Origin of the sequence: Scytonema hofmannii PCC 7110 (genome assembly GCF_000346485.2) — a bacterium.
Classification (GTDB): Bacteria; Cyanobacteriota; Cyanobacteriia; order Cyanobacteriales; family Nostocaceae; genus Scytonema; species Scytonema hofmannii.
In genome coordinates, this window is the sequence record NZ_KQ976354.1 from 7,558,275 (window position 1) to 7,574,502 (window position 16,228).

General features: G+C 39.4%; 14 protein-coding genes. 9 read left to right on the top strand and 5 right to left on the bottom strand.

The window, feature by feature from the left end:
• The first annotated feature begins 11 nt into the window (after nucleotides 1-11).
• The 5 genes from WA1_RS31730 (at nucleotide 12) to WA1_RS31750 (ending at nucleotide 6,710) form a co-directional block, all read left to right on the top strand.
• A complete protein-coding gene (locus tag WA1_RS31730; RefSeq protein WP_017740272.1) occupies nucleotides 12-1,835 on the top strand; it encodes a glycosyltransferase in 1,824 nt (607 codons plus the stop codon).
• Nucleotides 1,836-1,898: 63 nt separating this feature from the next.
• Nucleotides 1,899-3,023: a UDP-galactopyranose mutase gene (gene glf / locus WA1_RS31735; RefSeq protein ID WP_017740271.1), complete on the top strand. Its 1,125-nt coding sequence runs from the start codon at nucleotides 1,899-1,901 to the stop codon at nucleotides 3,021-3,023.
• Between the two features lie 35 nt (nucleotides 3,024-3,058).
• Complete coding sequence (locus WA1_RS31740; RefSeq protein WP_033334554.1) at nucleotides 3,059-4,357, top strand: ABC transporter ATP-binding protein; 1,299 nt, start codon at nucleotides 3,059-3,061, stop codon at nucleotides 4,355-4,357.
• Between the two features lie 600 nt (nucleotides 4,358-4,957).
• Nucleotides 4,958-6,121, top strand: coding sequence for a hypothetical protein (locus tag WA1_RS31745; protein ID WP_017740269.1), 1,164 nt, complete (start codon nucleotides 4,958-4,960; stop codon nucleotides 6,119-6,121).
• A gap of 310 nt (nucleotides 6,122-6,431) precedes the next feature.
• Complete coding sequence (locus WA1_RS31750; protein WP_017740268.1) at nucleotides 6,432-6,710, top strand: hypothetical protein; 279 nt, start codon at nucleotides 6,432-6,434, stop codon at nucleotides 6,708-6,710.
• Between the two features lie 246 nt (nucleotides 6,711-6,956).
• On the opposite strand, the gene WA1_RS31755 is transcribed toward WA1_RS31750, so the two are convergent.
• Nucleotides 6,957-7,568: a CPBP family intramembrane glutamic endopeptidase gene (locus tag WA1_RS31755; protein WP_148662802.1), complete on the bottom strand. Its 612-nt coding sequence runs from the start codon at nucleotides 7,566-7,568 to the stop codon at nucleotides 6,957-6,959.
• Nucleotides 7,569-7,663: 95 nt separating this feature from the next.
• Here WA1_RS31755 and WA1_RS31760 point away from each other — a divergent pair, with 95 nt between their 5' ends.
• The 3 genes from WA1_RS31760 (at nucleotide 7,664) to WA1_RS31765 (ending at nucleotide 8,905) form a co-directional block, all read left to right on the top strand.
• A complete protein-coding gene (locus WA1_RS31760; RefSeq protein WP_017740266.1) occupies nucleotides 7,664-8,221 on the top strand; it encodes a response regulator in 558 nt (185 codons plus the stop codon).
• 200 nt (nucleotides 8,222-8,421) lie between these two features.
• Nucleotides 8,422-8,553 (top strand): hypothetical protein, encoded by a 132-nt coding sequence (locus tag WA1_RS60475; protein WP_272819270.1) that lies wholly within the window; start codon nucleotides 8,422-8,424, stop codon nucleotides 8,551-8,553.
• Between the two features lie 133 nt (nucleotides 8,554-8,686).
• Nucleotides 8,687-8,905 carry an AAA family ATPase gene (locus WA1_RS31765; RefSeq protein ID WP_272819271.1) on the top strand — a complete coding sequence of 73 codons (219 nt, stop codon included), beginning with the start codon at nucleotides 8,687-8,689 and terminating at the stop codon, nucleotides 8,903-8,905.
• A 119-nt stretch (nucleotides 8,906-9,024) separates the two neighbouring features.
• On the opposite strand, the gene WA1_RS31770 is transcribed toward WA1_RS31765, so the two are convergent.
• Nucleotides 9,025-10,956 (bottom strand): sensor domain-containing diguanylate cyclase, encoded by a 1,932-nt coding sequence (locus tag WA1_RS31770; protein ID WP_017740263.1) that lies wholly within the window; start codon nucleotides 10,954-10,956, stop codon nucleotides 9,025-9,027.
• A gap of 579 nt (nucleotides 10,957-11,535) precedes the next feature.
• On the opposite strand from WA1_RS31770, the gene WA1_RS31775 reads away from it, so the two are divergent.
• Nucleotides 11,536-12,249: a hypothetical protein gene (locus WA1_RS31775; protein WP_017740262.1), complete on the top strand. Its 714-nt coding sequence runs from the start codon at nucleotides 11,536-11,538 to the stop codon at nucleotides 12,247-12,249.
• Between the two features lie 163 nt (nucleotides 12,250-12,412).
• On the opposite strand, the gene WA1_RS31780 is transcribed toward WA1_RS31775, so the two are convergent.
• From WA1_RS31780 to WA1_RS31790, 3 genes are all read right to left on the bottom strand, one after another.
• Nucleotides 12,413-13,534 (bottom strand): pentapeptide repeat-containing protein, encoded by a 1,122-nt coding sequence (locus tag WA1_RS31780; protein ID WP_017740261.1) that lies wholly within the window; start codon nucleotides 13,532-13,534, stop codon nucleotides 12,413-12,415.
• A gap of 410 nt (nucleotides 13,535-13,944) precedes the next feature.
• Nucleotides 13,945-14,904 carry a hypothetical protein gene (locus WA1_RS31785; protein WP_017740260.1) on the bottom strand — a complete coding sequence of 320 codons (960 nt, stop codon included), beginning with the start codon at nucleotides 14,902-14,904 and terminating at the stop codon, nucleotides 13,945-13,947.
• Nucleotides 14,905-15,154: 250 nt separating this feature from the next.
• On the bottom strand, nucleotides 15,155-16,039 hold the full coding sequence (locus tag WA1_RS31790; RefSeq protein ID WP_017740259.1) for a UTP--glucose-1-phosphate uridylyltransferase: 885 nt from the start codon (nucleotides 16,037-16,039) through the stop codon (nucleotides 15,155-15,157).
• Nucleotides 16,040-16,228: the final 189 nt, after the last annotated feature.

The following is a 16,228-nucleotide window of genomic DNA, read 5'->3' on the forward strand; positions in this document are numbered from 1 at the left end:
GAAAGAAGTTCATGCAAGTCATCAGCCGAGTTCGATTTCCTCAGACTGTTGAAACATCTGACCTATACTTCAATGTTGATAAAAGTAGATCTTTAGATTTTCATGCAAGCGAAAGTCATATAACTTTACGTAAAAGTAGTACCCTATCTTTCAACACTTATTTCAACTCAATTTACGAAAAATTATACACCAAGTATACAAGTCTTAGTTTGCTCTATTACTTACTGAAGCTTGAAGGCGATTTTGAGGTTTTTGCTTATCGAGAAACAGAAGCCAATACCAAAGAAATTCTTTTCCATAATAAATTTGAGCAATGTCAACTATCAGATCCTGTAAAAATATTACTACCAGAACTCAAACACAACCAAGAATCTGGTCGCATTTATCTAGAGATAACTTGTTTTAGTGAGAAAGGATTGTTTGCTGAAGGGCTAGTTGTCACCGAACAAGAAAAGCCCAGAGATATTTCATTGGCTATTATCACTTGTACTTTCAAAAAAGAAGTTTATGTAAAAAAGACAGTTAATACTATTCTGCAAGACAGGTTTTTACAAGATAAAAAGTTTAAAATTTTTGTAGTAGATAATGGAAAAAGTCTAAGTCATAGTGACTTTGAAGACTTGAGAATTCAGCTTATCTCTAATCGAAATGTCGGTGGAAGTGGTGGTTTTACCAAAGGGCTGATTGAGGCTTTGCAAGAAAATAATTATACTCATTTCTTGTTTATGGATGATGATATAGAGTTAGATAGCGAAGCTATTTACAGGCTTTTTGCTTTGTATGAGTATACAAAACAAGATTTTGCCGTAGCTGGCAGTATGCTAGATTTAAATAGAAAACACATTTTGTATGAAGCTGGAGCAATATACAACAAATCCATCAATGACGAAGGAAAGATTAAAGAGAATCAATATACTGGCTATCCTTTAAAGCATAATCTTGATTTACTAAACACCACTACGCTTAACTCACTTTTGTTAGAAGACAAGATAGATTATGGAGGATTTTGGTTTTTTGCTTTTTCCAAAAAAATTGTTTCAAAAATTGGATTGCTGCTACCCTTATTTATCAAAATAGATGACATGGAATTTGGTTTAAGAATAAACGAAAATTTTGAGAATGGAATAATAACTTTTCCTTCTGTAGCTGTGTGGCATGAACCTTTTTATGCTAAAAGACCTATTTGGGATTTTTACTATTATGTTCGCAATCACTTAATAGCTAATTCAATTCATAGCTCATTAGAATATATTAAGACAGTTCAAATTTTTACACGATGTCTGCTTTATTACTTGTTTATCTTTGACTACAACTCCGCACAAATGGTAATCAAAGGTTTTGAAGATTATATGCAAGGCCCGAATTTCATTACAAATAACGATCCAGAAATCTTACATTCTAAGATTTTTGAATTTAGTAGAAGTTATAAAAATCAAACTATTCTGGATAATACCAGTTTAATGAGTGAAGGTCATCCAATAATTAAAGTTAAAATAATACAAAAGTTAATCAGCTTGTTGACACTTAATGGTCATTTACTACCACAATTTTTAATTGCAGAACAAAGTATTATCATTCGCTCTGGGATGAAAGAACGTGAATCTATTTGTAAAGGATTTGCTAAAAAAAGAATTATTTATATTGTAGAAACCAGTCCTAATGCTTATCAGTACGAGTTAGACCAAAAAGCTGGTCTTCAGATTTTATTAACCTGGGTTAATTCTGTTATTAAAAATTCTTTTAAATGGTCAAGTGTCAAGGCAGATTGGAAAAAAGCCTTCAAAGATTTTACCACTATACAATTTTGGCAGCATTACCTTGAGCCACAAAAGTAATACGATTTTGGATTGGAGGATTTTGGATTTTGGATTAGGGGATTTTGGATAAGGAGAAACGTTATGAGAGTCGATTGGTTGATTGTAGGGGCTGGATATTCTGCATGTGTTCTAGCTGAAAGAATTGCTAACGAATTAGGACAACGAGTACTGATTGTAGAAAAACGAGATCATATTGGCGGAAATGCTTATGACTATTACAACGAATATGGCATTTTGGTACACAAATACGGTCCTCATATTTTCCACACTAAATCTAAAAAAGTTTGGGATTACTTATCCCAATTCACTGAATGGCGACATTATTACCACCACGTACTTGGTGTAGTGGAAGGGAAGAAGGTTCCCATACCATTTAATTTAAATACCCTCTACGCTCTTTTTCCTCCTCGCTACGCTGAAAAGCTAGAGGAACAGCTTTTAGAACACTTTGGTTTTGGAGTGAAAGTGCCAATTCTTAAGTTGCGAGAAACTGCTATTGGAGATTTGGAGTTTCTCGCTAACTACATTTATGAAAATGTTTTTGTCCGTTATACAGCCAAGCAGTGGGAACTGAAACCAGAGGAGCTCGATCGCGGAGTCACGGGACGCGTTCCAGTTTATATCAGCCGCGACGATCGCTACTTTCAAGATCCATACCAAGCTATGCCAAAGCAAGGTTACACAGAAATGTTCCGACGGATGATTGCTCACCCCAACATCAAAGTACTTTTAAATGCAGACTATCGAGAAGTTGTCAACGACATCAAATTCAACCGGATGGTATATACAGGTCCCGTTGATACCTTCTTTGATTATATGTATGGTGAGCTACCTTACCGCAGCCTGCGCTTTCACTTTGAAACCTTAGACCAAGAGCATTACCAAGAAGTAGGTACAGTTAACTACCCTAACGACTACGATATCACCCGTATTACCGAGCAAAAGTATCTATCAGGGCAAACTTCACCCAAAACCACCTTGGTTATGGAGTATCCTCAAGCTTACGTACCGGGTAAAAACGATCCTTACTACCCCATCCCACGTGAGGAAAACCGCGAGCGTTATGACCTCTACCTTAAAGAAGCTCAGAAACTCAAAGGTACAGTCGTTTTTGTGGGACGACTTGCTGAATACAAGTACTATGATATGGATCATGCAGCTTTACGCGCTCTAAGTTTGTTTGAGAAAGAAGTGGCTACAAGTTGAATGGCTTACTTACAGAGCAGGAGGAAATAGATCTAGTGTCTGACAAGGTGATTCGAGTTGAAAATCTAGGCAAAAAGTATATTCTGAGTCACCAGCAAGAGGGAACCCAGTACAAAACTTTGCGCGATTTGATTGCCAATGGAGCAAGGGGACTGAGTGAAAAATTGTTTAACCCCTCAAAAAAGGATAAATTCTCTCCATCTAGTCAAGAGTTTTGGGCTTTAAAGGACGTGTCCTTTGAAATCGAGCGGGGCGATCGCGTTGGCATTATAGGCCGAAACGGAGCAGGAAAATCAACGCTGCTAAAAATTCTGAGTCGGATTACGGAACCGACAAAGGGAAGTATCCGAATTAAAGGTCGAGTTGCTAGTTTATTGGAGGTTGGAACGGGTTTTCATCCAGAACTCACTGGTAAAGAAAATATTTTTCTGAACGGGGCAATACTGGGAATGAGCAAGGCAGAAATTCAACAAAAGTTTGATGAAATTGTTGCCTTTGCAGAAATAGAAAAGTTTTTAGATACGCCAGTTAAACGTTATTCATCGGGAATGTATGTACGTTTGGCGTTTGCAGTTGCAGCCCATCTAGAACCAGAAATACTGATTGTAGATGAAGTGTTGGCAGTGGGAGATGCACAGTTTCAAAAGAAGTGTTTGGGAAAAATGGAGGATGTATCAGCTAAGGAGGGAAGAACAGTTTTATTTGTCAGCCATAGTATGAATGCGGTGGAGTCGCTTTGCAATCGAGGGATTGTGCTCGAATCAGGCAGATTGTATGTAGATACCGGAGCACAGGAGGCAATCGGCGCTTATTTAGAAAAAACTGACAAACTAATGTATGAAACTTCTCTGGCTGAACGAACAGATCGGAGAGGATCGGGCAAAGTAAAAGCAATTAGCTTCAAAGTTTTAGATGCAGAAGGTAACGAAGTAAATATCTTACAGTCAGGTAAAGATTATTATTTTGAAGTTGGCTACGTAAACAATACAGGAAGTACTCTTAGTAATGTTGTTTTTAGCTTTGATTTTTTAGATGAGAGAGGCAATACGATTCTATTGTTTCGGACTAATTTTACCAATAATAATATAACTGTGGAGCCTGACGCTGGTTATGTGAGATGTAGGGTAAATAATTTACCGCTAGCCAATGGTTCTTACCACTTTTTGATTTTTATTTCTCATGGCGAGCAAGAAATATTAGATTGGGTTGAAGATGCTGCATATGTTAAGGTAGAAGGCGGAGACTTTTTTGGAACTGGAAATCCTGGATTGTCAAGTATTTGCAAGATTTTAGCAAAGCCTGAATGGTCTGCTCTATCCGCTAAATTCTTCTAGAGCATCGCTTCAGAAATCACCAAAACCCGGTTTCTTCAAGTTGAACATACGAGATATCAAGCTTTGCAACAGAGAGAAACCGGGTTTTTTGCCTCCTTTTTGAATACTGTACCGACGCTCTAGTCAACCGATACCCGCTAGACTGCGAACAATTATACTAAAGTATTTTTTCTATTTTCAATAAATTTGAGGCTATTCGACATTGCTGGAGTTACACGCCATCAATGTTTTAATTTAGACCATAACAGTTAATTCATGATTTTTCTTCCAAAAAAATAAATATGAATTTATCTGCTGAAAAGCTTGTCAGCAGTCATTTTCCAAAATGGAAAATTTCAATTTTTCAATTTAAATCGCCTATATTATCGGTAATTACGGTTGCGATTGTGGTCGTTCACCTTTAGTCTATACCAGTTAGGTGAGTGGTGCTGTGTTTCCTCAGACAAACAACGAATTTTGTTTGTCAGACTTAGGCTGATTTGTACAGCGCCTAAAATATCCTGTCAAATTGCTTGTTCAGGGTTTAGCCTCCATCACATTTGAGTCAGAAAATTCATCAAGTGTGTGTGAACCGAATATGAATTTAATATAAAGAGGCAAATGATTATTTTCAACTTCATTATCGCAACTGCCATTAGCTATGCTCTCAATAGTGCTGCCGCGATCGGCTTTAGCACTCAAAATCCATCAAGGTTGAGTGTGAAAGAAGAGAGCAAGAATCTTACCGCCCAAGCAACCCCAGCGACCCCAAACATCAACTGCGGTCCCGGTAAACCACGAGACAAACACTTGTGGCCTTTCGCCTGTGACAGTATTTGGAATGTACCAATTGGCTCAAACGCAAATTACGTTGATGCCTATATTGGTTCAAATGGCGCTGGAGTTGACACTGACTGGTATATACCGACCAAAAATACTGACCAATTGCAACATGTCCATATGGTAGGTGCTTGGGGCAAAGGTCGCTGCATCGGTACTAAACCCCAGGAACAGGCGCAGTGGCATCCCAAAGCTGGTGAGCAATTGCATATTCCCCACGAGCTAATCATTCCAGATGCAAGGGAGAATTTCACTCCAAACAACTCCTCAGCATTTTTGAAACCAGATGGCAAAACTTTAGTGTCGTTTAACGTTACGACTCGATGCGAAAAGGGTGGTCCGCTTTACGGCTACTGGTTTGGAGAGCAAGATATCTATGGCGATGGCATTGATGGTGGACATGGTGGATCGGGAATGTCCAGCATTGGTGGTAGTATTCGTCAAGGCGAGTTAGTGGACAACAACCCTATTCGTCACGCACTCAAACTAGTTATTTGGGGCAAGTGGTTGCACTACAATTCCTCATCTCCTACCCCTGGTCGTCGCTGGCCAGCTCGTGTCGCTGATGCCTATGCATCAAATCAATACAAAGGCTCCAACCCAGCACTAGTCATGGGTTCCTTGTTAGCTGTTCCACCTCACGTCTCTGCAGAAAGCTTGGGCTTGACCACCAAAGCAGGCAAAAAGATTTTCCAGGCAATGCAAGACTACGGTGCTTACATCGTTGACGATTCAGGCTGGGATTTTAACTACATCTGTTTGGAAAGGGCAGCTGAGGAAGAATATGAAAAAGTCACAGGGCGTCACTTCAACGACGATAAACACCTCCAAGATGACCTCACAAAGATTATTGGTGCCTTAAAAGTTGTGGACAATAACGGACCGAAGAACATTGGTGGAGGTGGTACACCTCGCCAACCGTTAGCACCACCAATTGAAAATTAAAAGCCACGACTTCAACGGCAATAATAATGTCGAGACTAGCCATCCTGAGTCTTTATTCATGACTTGCTATTGTGGGATGGGCATCTTGCCCGTCCTAACTTGCTATTGTGGGATGGGCAAGATGCCCGTCCTTGATTAATTGCGGGCGAGGACGCCCGCACCACAAGAGCATGAATTTATTAATTTCTTGTAGATGGACATCTTGCCAGTTTTTTGATTAACTATCTTCAGATACTGAAATTTTGAAAAGCAGTTTGTAGAGTAGAGATAGAAGCTTCAAAAAACAAACTGCTCTTCAAGAAGAAGTGATATGCACGACAGCATGGGAATTATTGAACCATTCAAAGACGGATTTGTAGAAATTATTCCTGAAGGTGAGAAAAGCGATTACTGGCAAATAGCGGCAATACATATCAACGGAGAAGTCTTTTGTCCCAGTCCTCGTATATACCCATCAACAAATGTCGCCTTAGCAAGAGCACGGAAAATTTACAATTGGATATGCGATCGCGAAACAGAAACTCGCGGCTGGGGATGTTACTGCGAGGAATTGAACATTGTTCTATGGCGCGTTAACAGTGACCAGTGACCAGTGACCAGTGACCAGTGACCAGTGACCAGTAGGGTGAGCCATGTCCACCAAAATTTAGGTATATTTGATAACTTTTAACTGTACGCAGGTAAAAATCAAATTAGATTCCTATCGTTCTCCACCCTTTTTTTGACGCTTAAGTATACGGCACTTGCACCATTATTTTATTTATGGAAAAAAAGAAATTGATTCATTATTCAAATCCCCTAATTTGAAGTATGGGGATTAACTGGTCACTGGTTACTAGTCACTGCTTACTGTTAAACCAAGCCGACCCTTTGTTTTCAAAACCAAGCCTGTTGCCACAATCAACATAGGAATGACCAAATTAATTTCTGTTAAGAGGTAGACTGTATAGCTATCTGATAAGATTTGACCAGCCAATCTGACTGAATCATTTGAGATACCATGCATGGCGATCGCAATAATTGTTGTTCCTCCGACTTGATTAAAGAAAAACGTCATAATGATTGAAAGTAAGACAAACTTAATCATCAGAATGAAAAAAAGCTTTAGGGCGTTTCCAAACCCATAGAAGAATATGTCAAATTTCACAGGAATATGCCATCCAAACCACATCAGTCCCAGTACAATGGAAGCTTTTAGGGGATTGAAGCGGCTTTGCAGTAAAGGTAGGGCAAATCCTCGCCAACCATTCTCCTCAAATACTGCACCAGCATCTAAAAACGTGGCAATCAAAAAGCCAATCAAAAAGTTGGTGGAAAATAAGTTAGCATTCCACGTAAAATCACTAGAAGCAAAAACAATGCTATTCAATGCGCCAGTTGCTAAATTCATAGTACTAAAAGTGAACAGACAGGTTCCCCAAACTGAGATAGTATGTTGCCATTTCATTCCCTTTCTCCAAAAACGAAAGCGATTTTTGAGGTCTGCTAAACCTTTTTGTCCATAAGCTATTTTGGCAACAACCAAAACAGCAATATCAACTGATGCAACTTGGACAAGCGAGTCACGGACAAGAGGCCATTACCTTGACTCAACGCCTGCGCCCTGATATAACTTTGATGGATGTACGAATGCCAATTTGCGACGGGGTTGCGGCGACTCGTGAAATTATTCAGCGATCTCCTTGGATACGGATTTTAGTGCTAACGACGTTTGATGATGATGAGTATGTTTTGCAGTCCTTACAAGCAGGGGCGTTAGGTTACTTACTAAAACATACTCCCATCGAACAGATTGCGATCGCTATTCGGTCAGTTTATTTAGGATACTGTCAACTTGGACCAACTATTGCCCCTAAAATCGTTCAACAGTTAAAACCTAGCCTCTCACACTCAACAGGTAAGTATCGTCACCTGCTAAGTCAACGCGAACAGGAAATCCTGAAGTTAATGGGACTGGGAAAGAACAATCGAGAGATTGCTCGAGAACTTTATTTGACAGAAGGTACTGTCAGAAATTATGTCTCTCAAATTTTTAACCAGTTAGGAGTTCGAGATCGAGTTCAAGCTGTGCTTTGGGCGCAACAACATCTGCCCGATTAGCTAGCCCCGTTATTGCCCCAAAATTCATCCCACACTTTATAAAGTCTCCACAACTTCTTTATTTTTTCCATCTATTAATAGATGTGTTCGGTGAAAGCAAGATACTTTCATTTCTACACAAGGTGTAGTTCTCTCTCTATCTGCACCTTTTTCCAGCCCTTATATGTTAAAAGTCATCTTTACAGAAAAGGTTATCAATTATGCAAGCCTACATGTCATTTGATTCCGCGCTTCAGTTCTTTGTAATAGTAGATTTAGCATCAATTCTTTTTATTATGTTAGTTTCTACAGTGGGTTTAGCAGTAGCTGAAACAATTGAAGCTAAAGATTAATTTGTGGTTAGTGGTTAGTGGTTAGTGGTTAGTGGTCACTGATCACTGAGCGCTGAGCGCTGGTCATATTTTTTGTCTATAAAAGCGAATAAGTGTACCGCATTACAAGCAAATAACTTCGGTATTTCCTATTTTGTACGAGTTTGTGAGGCAACAGATTGCTAACTCAGTAGTACTGATTGACGAAATTGACCTTAATCTTCATCCCCCAGCAGCACAAAGTTTGGTGCGCCAACTTCCCAAACTCAGTCAAAACTGCCAGTTTATTTTTACCACTCATAGTGATGCCGTAAGTGACGTAATCGGTGAGGATGATACTTACCGCTTCCTAGGGGGGTCGCTGTGCCTGTAAATATTCTTTACTGCGAAGGAATATCCAAAAGTCCAGATGTAGGGGTTTTCGGAGCGATACTTCCCCCCGGTTGCGTAGTTAGGGTCTGGGTTAGGGTGGGGTAAAAATAATGTGCAGCTTTACAGAGAATTGGTATAAGATGCGACTATCACGCGATCGCGACCTTCTTTTTTAGCGCGATACAGTGCTGCATCAGCTGCTGCGATCGCCACTTCCGGTGTTTTACCGTGTTCTGGAAACGTTGCTACTCCCAACGATACAGTAAGAGCACCAAACACTTGAGAATGATGTTCTACCAACAGATGCTTTACACCTTCGCGTATAGCCTCTGCACGGGATTTAGCAACCTCCGTAGGCGTTTCCGGCAGTATCAGCGTTATTTCTTCTCCTCCGTAGCGACAAGCTATATCACTATTGCGGATTTGTTTTTGCAAAAATGCACCCAATTCCCGCAGTACTATATCTCCTGCATTATGACCAAACGTGTCATTAAATCGCTTAAAGTGATCGACGTCAAGCATGATAATAGACAAAGCTTGCTGTAAGCGTTCTGCTCTTGCAAATTCTCTTTCTAGAGATTCTTCCAAGTAACGGCGATTGAACAATCCAGTGAGGGGATCGCGAACACTCTGATATTGAATGGCTGCGTGCAACTTCATGTTAGCTAGTGCTAAAGCAATGTGTTCAGCAACAGTTGTTGCCAAGTTTTGTTTGGCAGTGTTAAGTTTTCCCTGAACTTGAGAGCTTAAATGCAATACGCCCATTGCTTCTCCCTGTGCCATCATAGGTACACACAGGGACTCTGTAATGCACGAGTTGTGGTGTACGTGCTTGCACGGAACGTTGCAGTTGGCGTTATCAACCCAATGAACTTGTCCCCGTCGCAGCGCCCAACATTCATTTGGTGTAAAGAACTGACTTGCGTTAGATATTACATCGCCCCAAGTTGCAACCGCCTCAACTAATCGTTTTGAGGAATTGATAATAAACACGCCGCCCGATACATCTGGAAATAAAGGTTGGACTAGTTTAGAAATCACTTCATGTGCTTCTTCAATGCTCAAACAAGCTTGTAACATATCGCTTAATTTACTCATTTGAGCAGTCTCTTGATTGCGACTTTCTAATTCTTTCACCCAATTGCTAAGTTGTTCGTTAGCAGATTGTAGTTCTGAATCCACACGCTTGCGAGCAGTTATATCATTGCGAATAGCTATGTATTGATATGACTTTTCATCCACCTTTAAAAGTGGCACAATGGTTGTATCCACCCAATAATTAGTTCCGTCTTTCGCTTTATTCTTAATTTCACCTTTCCAAATCCGTCCGGAAGAAATGGTTGCCCACATTTGCCTGAAAAATTCTTTTGGATGGTACCCAGAATTGATAATGCGGTGGTCTTTTCCCACAAGTTCTTCAGGAGAATATTTTGAGATAGAGCAGAATTTATCATTGACGTATGTGATGATTCCCCGATGATTTGTAATAGCCACAATCGCAGATTCATCTAGGGCAAATTTAATATCTGATAAATCTTTTAAAGATTTGGTTAACTCTTGAGTACGTTCTGCCACCCTGATTTCAAGCTCATCAAGAAGCGATCGCAGTTTCAATTCAACTCGCTGGCGTTCTTCTATCTCATTCAACAGTTGGTTATTAGCTGCTTCTAATTGTTCGGGACTGGGAAGAGCTAATGCTAGCGGGATTAATGGCAATAAAGACAAAGCTGTCAAACAAGAGATGAAAGCTGCGATCGCTTTGACTAAACCCGATAACCAGTACATTGGGAACCAAAGCGTCCAAATATCCATGACATGAGTCATACCGCAAGCGACAATAAAAGCTCCAAACAGCAAAAATATCGAATGAAAGGGAAGATCGTGCCGTTTTTTGACAAAATAAACAAGCATAACTGGAATTGAAAAATAAGCAATAGCTGTTAGTGCATCGCTCAAAATATGCAATCCCACCAATCCCGGCTTCCAAAGATAACAATGTCCGTGAGGAATAAACTGGTTTGTAAATAAAAAATTATTTATAAAATCAAGCATATAAATTCTGACTTCATTGGTACATCCAATTTATTTTAACTTTAGTTAAATTTTTTCATAAAATGAGCAAACAATACTTTAATTTTTTTGTCAGTTTATCGGATGAATTGTCAATAGACATAGAAGTGAAAAACGATGTAAAGACGCGCATGGCTACAAGGGTTGTATACACTGTTCACATTAGTTTCTGGAGATGTGTAATGCGATAAAGAGTTGACTGCGCGATCGCTCATCTATGAAGTAACCTTATCTAAATCAAAAAAGCCATTCTTGTTACAATTATTGATAAATCACAAACAGATGAATAAAGTCCATCTTGAGTTAGATGCAAAGTCATATTTGTAACCCACGTAAGTCACTAACTTATTTTTTAAGCAAGAACCAAAAGCGTGATTAGTGAGCTTAGTAAAGTCTTTTAAGAAGTAAAAGTCACCTATGTGAGAGATATTGGAGGAAATGGAGGTTTATGTTAGCGAGCGACAGAATTTCATGTTAAATCTAAATTTAAATTTAAATGGCAAACAAGTAAGAAAACTTAGTTCTATTTAATACAACAAGCACAAAACACAAGGAGTACTTATGCGATTTTCTCAGCTTGCAGCTTTTGGGTGTGCGACAGCAATCTTTGTATCGGTTGTACCTATGCAAGCAAAAGCTAGTATCTTTCAGGTAGATTCTGGAGTCACCAGTGTCTATCACGATCTCAGCTTTCTTAGCAGTATTGGGCTAGATTTAACAGGAACTAACAACACAACCAAACCAATTAACAACAATTTTGTGGTTGCTTTTAATATTACCCCAAGCACAAACTTCACTTTCAGTGATGCCAATGGTTTGACTCCCTTATCAGGGACAATCGAACATACTGGTACTGTCACCTTTAATAATCAAATCACTGTTGGAAACTTTTCAATTGGTTTCGATCCGAAACGTGCCATTAACAATGCCAGTGGGCTGTTTCTAAAAGACACTGTTTCTCTCAATACAATTTTGTTTGATTTAAGCGCTCCAGAAACTGTCGCACTTGATGACAAAAGTTTAACTCTCACGTCAGTTAAATTGCTGTTTTCCTCTGAGTTTGCAGGCATACTAGGCAATTCAAACTTGATAGGTGTTGTGGGTGGAATTGCACAAGTTAATGCCAACATTACCCCATCAATATCTGTTGCACCTCCTGTAACTTCACCTGTAAAGGTACCCGAACCTGCAAGTGTGTTAGCAATTTTGACAGCAGGTGCAACTTTCTTAGAGCGTCGGTATAGTAATCTCAAAAACCCGGTTTCTTCGAGTTGAGCATACGAGATACCAAGCTTGACCACAGAGAGAAACCGGGTTTTTTGCCTCCTTTTTGAATACTGTATCGGCGCTCTGGTCAACAAGCGCGGAGTGGCAGTTTTAGTTTCTCCGCCAGATCCCCGGTTTCTTTAAGAAACCGGAGATCTAAGTTTTAGATTATCTAAATTAAATGAAATAATCTATTAATTTCTTGTTCTTGATTCTCAACTTGAGTATGAGATGGTATTTCCAATGCTTTTAGAGCATTATCATAACCTTTTCTTAAATCATTATGAACTTTGAACTTATCTCCAATAGAAGAAACTTTCACCTGTACTATAAGAATGCCATCTTCTTTTTTTTCAATGTTTAAAATATCTAGTTGTGCGCCTTGATTTTCAAGTTCTGCGTTCTTAAAGGCAGTAGAAAAAGCTTTCCAATTAATACCGTGATAGAAAACTAAATTTATTGTTTCCAAAGTTTTGCGAAGAATTTTGCTAAAATCTCCAGGCAAAAAATTTCCGTAAATAGGACAACGTTCTTTATGAGCGTCTTGTAGATAAACATAATCGCAGACTATATTATCAACATTCGTGGCTGTGCTAATATTCCAGTCTTCCAAACAAGCTTCTGTAAATAGTGCCTCAGAAAAGTTTGTATTCAGTGCTTGAACTCTAATCAATTTCGCTGCTTTCAAGTTAGCCTGACTGAAATTAGCCCTGCTTAGGTTAGTTTCAATAAGTTCAGCACTATCAAAGTTAGCCTGACTAAAACTTGCTTTGTACAAATCAGCACCACTGAGATTAGCCCCTGAGAGGTTAGCTCCATCAAAATTTGCTCTCCTTATTTTAGACTCTCTTAGGTCGGCTCCACTTAAATTAGCACCACTCAAATGAGCGCCACAAAGATTAGCGCCTCTGAGGTAAGCTCCGCTCAGATTCACTTCGCTAAGATTGCGGTTATCTGCTCCTTTATTAAAAATTTCCCAAACCAAATACCACTTCTGACCGATAACTGTTTCCCGGTTAATCTTAGCTCCTTTCAAATTTGCTCCACTAAGATTAGCCCCATCAAGGTTAGCCCCACTCAGATCCACTTCGCTAAAATCTGCCTGATACAAGTCAGCACCACTGAGGTTAGCCCTACTCAGATTCACTCCTTTAAAATCAACCCCACAGAGATTGATGTTAGGTATGTCAACATTAGCGAGGTCTGGTTTGATTTCAGGATTTTCCCTTCGCCACTTATTCCAAACCGTTTTTACGCCTTGCCTTAGCAAAGCCCAATGTTCGTCATTTGCCATTGTTAGCTCACCTCTGATAAAACTTTAACAGTGACCAGTGACCAGTGACCAGTGATCAGTGACCAGGTAATTAGAAATTAATTTCTTTGACCTGACAAATTCCAGGACTTTATTAAAGATTGAGATATCCGCACTTATTATCTACAGCTTGAGCATTCAATATTCCAGATTTGGTCATAAGCACCAACCACTAACAATGACAGGCGAGACGCCTGTCCTACACCACTAACGATAGCGATTCTCACTTGAATGAAGTACAGATTTATCTGCGTTCGTCTGCGTGTATCTGCAGTTCCATAACTTTTTTATGTATTGCACCCAATTGAAAAGCGCTATGTTAACAATGACAGGCGAGACGCCTGTCCTACACTACTAACAACTAACAACTAACTACTAACCACTAACCCTTATTAATTTCTATCTGCCCAAAAATCTGTCTTTAACTCATTGGTTATATCAATTATTTGCAGGGGATATTTTGGTCTTTTTCCATTGTGTACCACTTCCGTTTTAAACTTTTCTACATTAATTTTAATCTTGACTAATTTCCAGATAGCTTCTTCCCGTACATATTGGAGGTCAAAGTCCAGCATTGAGGGATAGCCCATAACGTCAGGAACTTGTCCTCGCAATTGCAGCCAATTATTTTCGTTAATGTCTGGAGCCTGTACAAAATGAATCCGACCTGCAACAATACCTGATAAGCTAAACCTTTTCCCAAGAAAATCTTTAAAAGCTGATTCAAGTTCGACAATGCTAGTTTGCTGTTGCCATAGGGATGAGATAGAATCGTAAAAGCGTGTAAAGTTATTTGTTTCTACAGTGTCATAGAAAGACATTAAAGTATCGTAAGCAAGTTGCTTAGCTTGAATTTCTGTAGGTATTACAGGCTTTATACGTGTACCATCTTCAATCAACCCACTCAGGATAAACTTTTCTCGACGGTCTTTAATGATACCAAATTGAGTTTTTTCGAGAGCGTAAATCTTCCAAAATCCATTTTCTTTAATAAAATGAACTTTGATTGGTATTTTTGCACCGGATTGAGTTATAATATCTCCTTCTATCCAACTTTGATGATTGTGACAAGAACGCGATAACCAAAAAGCCCGCTTGTAATTCATTAAAAAGTTGGCTTGCAAAAAATCAACCAAATCTGCTTGAGAGGTGTGATCTTGAAATTCCAGAGCAGTACTTTGGTATGCTTCCTTAATTTTGCCAAGAGCAATCAAGTAGAAAAAGGTATTGGCTACTTTCGGCAGTTGTCTAGTAGCTAAACAAACAACCCCGATAATCAGACCAGTCAGCAGTATAGGAAGTCCGACAATCAGGGCAATACTAATTCCTATATACAACAATATTTGAGACATATACAGTAAACTTTCCTACACATACTGAAGCTAATCTAAAAAGACTTACGGTTACATCAGAACTTCTTCGGAAATTTTATCTTTTCACTTCACAATTCGTAAATTCGTAATTGCGAGTAAACCGCAAACTCTTAAGAAACATGGGGAGTGGGGAATAGGGAGTAGGGAGTAGGGGAAACATTCGTCGCGGATGGTGCGCCGCCCGTGGGGCTGCTCCTAACGATGTAGGGGCGCAAAGCCTTGCCCTCTACTAACCCCTAAAATCAATCATCGTTTGCCAATAAGCGTTTGGCATACCGATATCAAAAGTTTTACCTTTCACGACATAACCTGTCATCCCCTCATCCTGACGCAATTGCTCAAGACAAGATGTCAATTGAAATTCACCCCGTTCCCGAAAATTTCTCTGGATGTGTTCTTCTAGAAAGTCAAATATTTTCGGCGTCAGTACATATAGCCCAAATATACAAAGAAAGCGGTCTTCTGCTATTCCTTCCACGCGCAGGTTCTGGCGTGCGTATTCTACAGATGGCTTTTCGTAAACTTGGGTAAGTGTCAAAATCTCATTCCAGGAGCGCCAAACTCCTGTAACACAACCAGCTTTATGGATTATTGTCTCTGGCATTTCTATTAATCCGACAACATTTTGATTGACTTGTTCGTAAACATCTAAAACTTGACGCGCACAGGATTTTTCTAGATCTGATGAGTAAATGTGGTCTCCCAGCATGAGTAAGAATGTTTCATCTTTTACCCATTCTTTGGCGCAGTATACTGCATGACCGTAGCCTTCTTGCTCCTCTTGGGTCAAAATTGTAATTTTCTTACCTAATTCTTGAAGATAACTGCAATATTCTTGACTTTCTGGAGAAAGTTTATTAAAAAGCTCTAGTTTCGGTGGATTTTGAAAAAAATCTGCAAAAATGTCGCGATCGCTTGGTTGCACCACAATCCCAATTTCTTCAATTCCACCTGCGATCGCTTCTTCAACAATGGCTAGAATCACAGGTTTTGCCACACCATCGCGATCGACGATTGGGAAAAGTTCTTTTTTGACAACTTTAGTGGATGGAAATAGGCGAGTGCCAAAACCTGCAGCTGGAATCACAGCTTTTCTGACTTTACTTCTTTGCATAAAAAGTTAGGGTTTCATCACAAAAAGAGGTATCAGATCCCCGACTTCTCTAAGAAGTCAGGGATCTTGTATGCAGCCATGCTCAGTCAGTATGTTCACCGAACAGACAAAGATATCCGGTAACCAAAATTTGCATTAAATTTATACTACGATTTAACTGCCATCTAGTAATTTTCTATTAAAAATTAA

What these genes read in the sequence shown, in the direction of transcription:
- WA1_RS31770 (WP_017740263.1), bottom strand. Translation starts at nt 10,956, where the DNA reads ATGCTTGATTTTATAAATAATTTTTTATTTACAAACCAGTTTATTCCT.
- WA1_RS31785 (WP_017740260.1), bottom strand. Translation starts at nt 14,904, where the DNA reads ATGTCTCAAATATTGTTGTATATAGGAATTAGTATTGCCCTGATTGTC.
- WA1_RS31745 (WP_017740269.1), top strand. Translation starts at nt 4,958, where the DNA reads ATGATTATTTTCAACTTCATTATCGCAACTGCCATTAGCTATGCTCTC.
- WA1_RS31730 (WP_017740272.1), top strand. Translation starts at nt 12, where the DNA reads ATGCAAGTCATCAGCCGAGTTCGATTTCCTCAGACTGTTGAAACATCT.
- WA1_RS31750 (WP_017740268.1), top strand. Translation starts at nt 6,432, where the DNA reads ATGCACGACAGCATGGGAATTATTGAACCATTCAAAGACGGATTTGTA.
- glf (WP_017740271.1), top strand. Translation starts at nt 1,899, where the DNA reads ATGAGAGTCGATTGGTTGATTGTAGGGGCTGGATATTCTGCATGTGTT.
- WA1_RS31775 (WP_017740262.1), top strand. Translation starts at nt 11,536, where the DNA reads ATGCGATTTTCTCAGCTTGCAGCTTTTGGGTGTGCGACAGCAATCTTT.
- WA1_RS31780 (WP_017740261.1), bottom strand. Translation starts at nt 13,534, where the DNA reads ATGGCAAATGACGAACATTGGGCTTTGCTAAGGCAAGGCGTAAAAACG.
- WA1_RS60475 (WP_272819270.1), top strand. Translation starts at nt 8,422, where the DNA reads ATGCAAGCCTACATGTCATTTGATTCCGCGCTTCAGTTCTTTGTAATA.
- WA1_RS31760 (WP_017740266.1), top strand. Translation starts at nt 7,664, where the DNA reads ATGCAACTTGGACAAGCGAGTCACGGACAAGAGGCCATTACCTTGACT.
- WA1_RS31755 (WP_148662802.1), bottom strand. Translation starts at nt 7,568, where the DNA reads ATGAAATGGCAACATACTATCTCAGTTTGGGGAACCTGTCTGTTCACT.
- WA1_RS31790 (WP_017740259.1), bottom strand. Translation starts at nt 16,039, where the DNA reads ATGCAAAGAAGTAAAGTCAGAAAAGCTGTGATTCCAGCTGCAGGTTTT.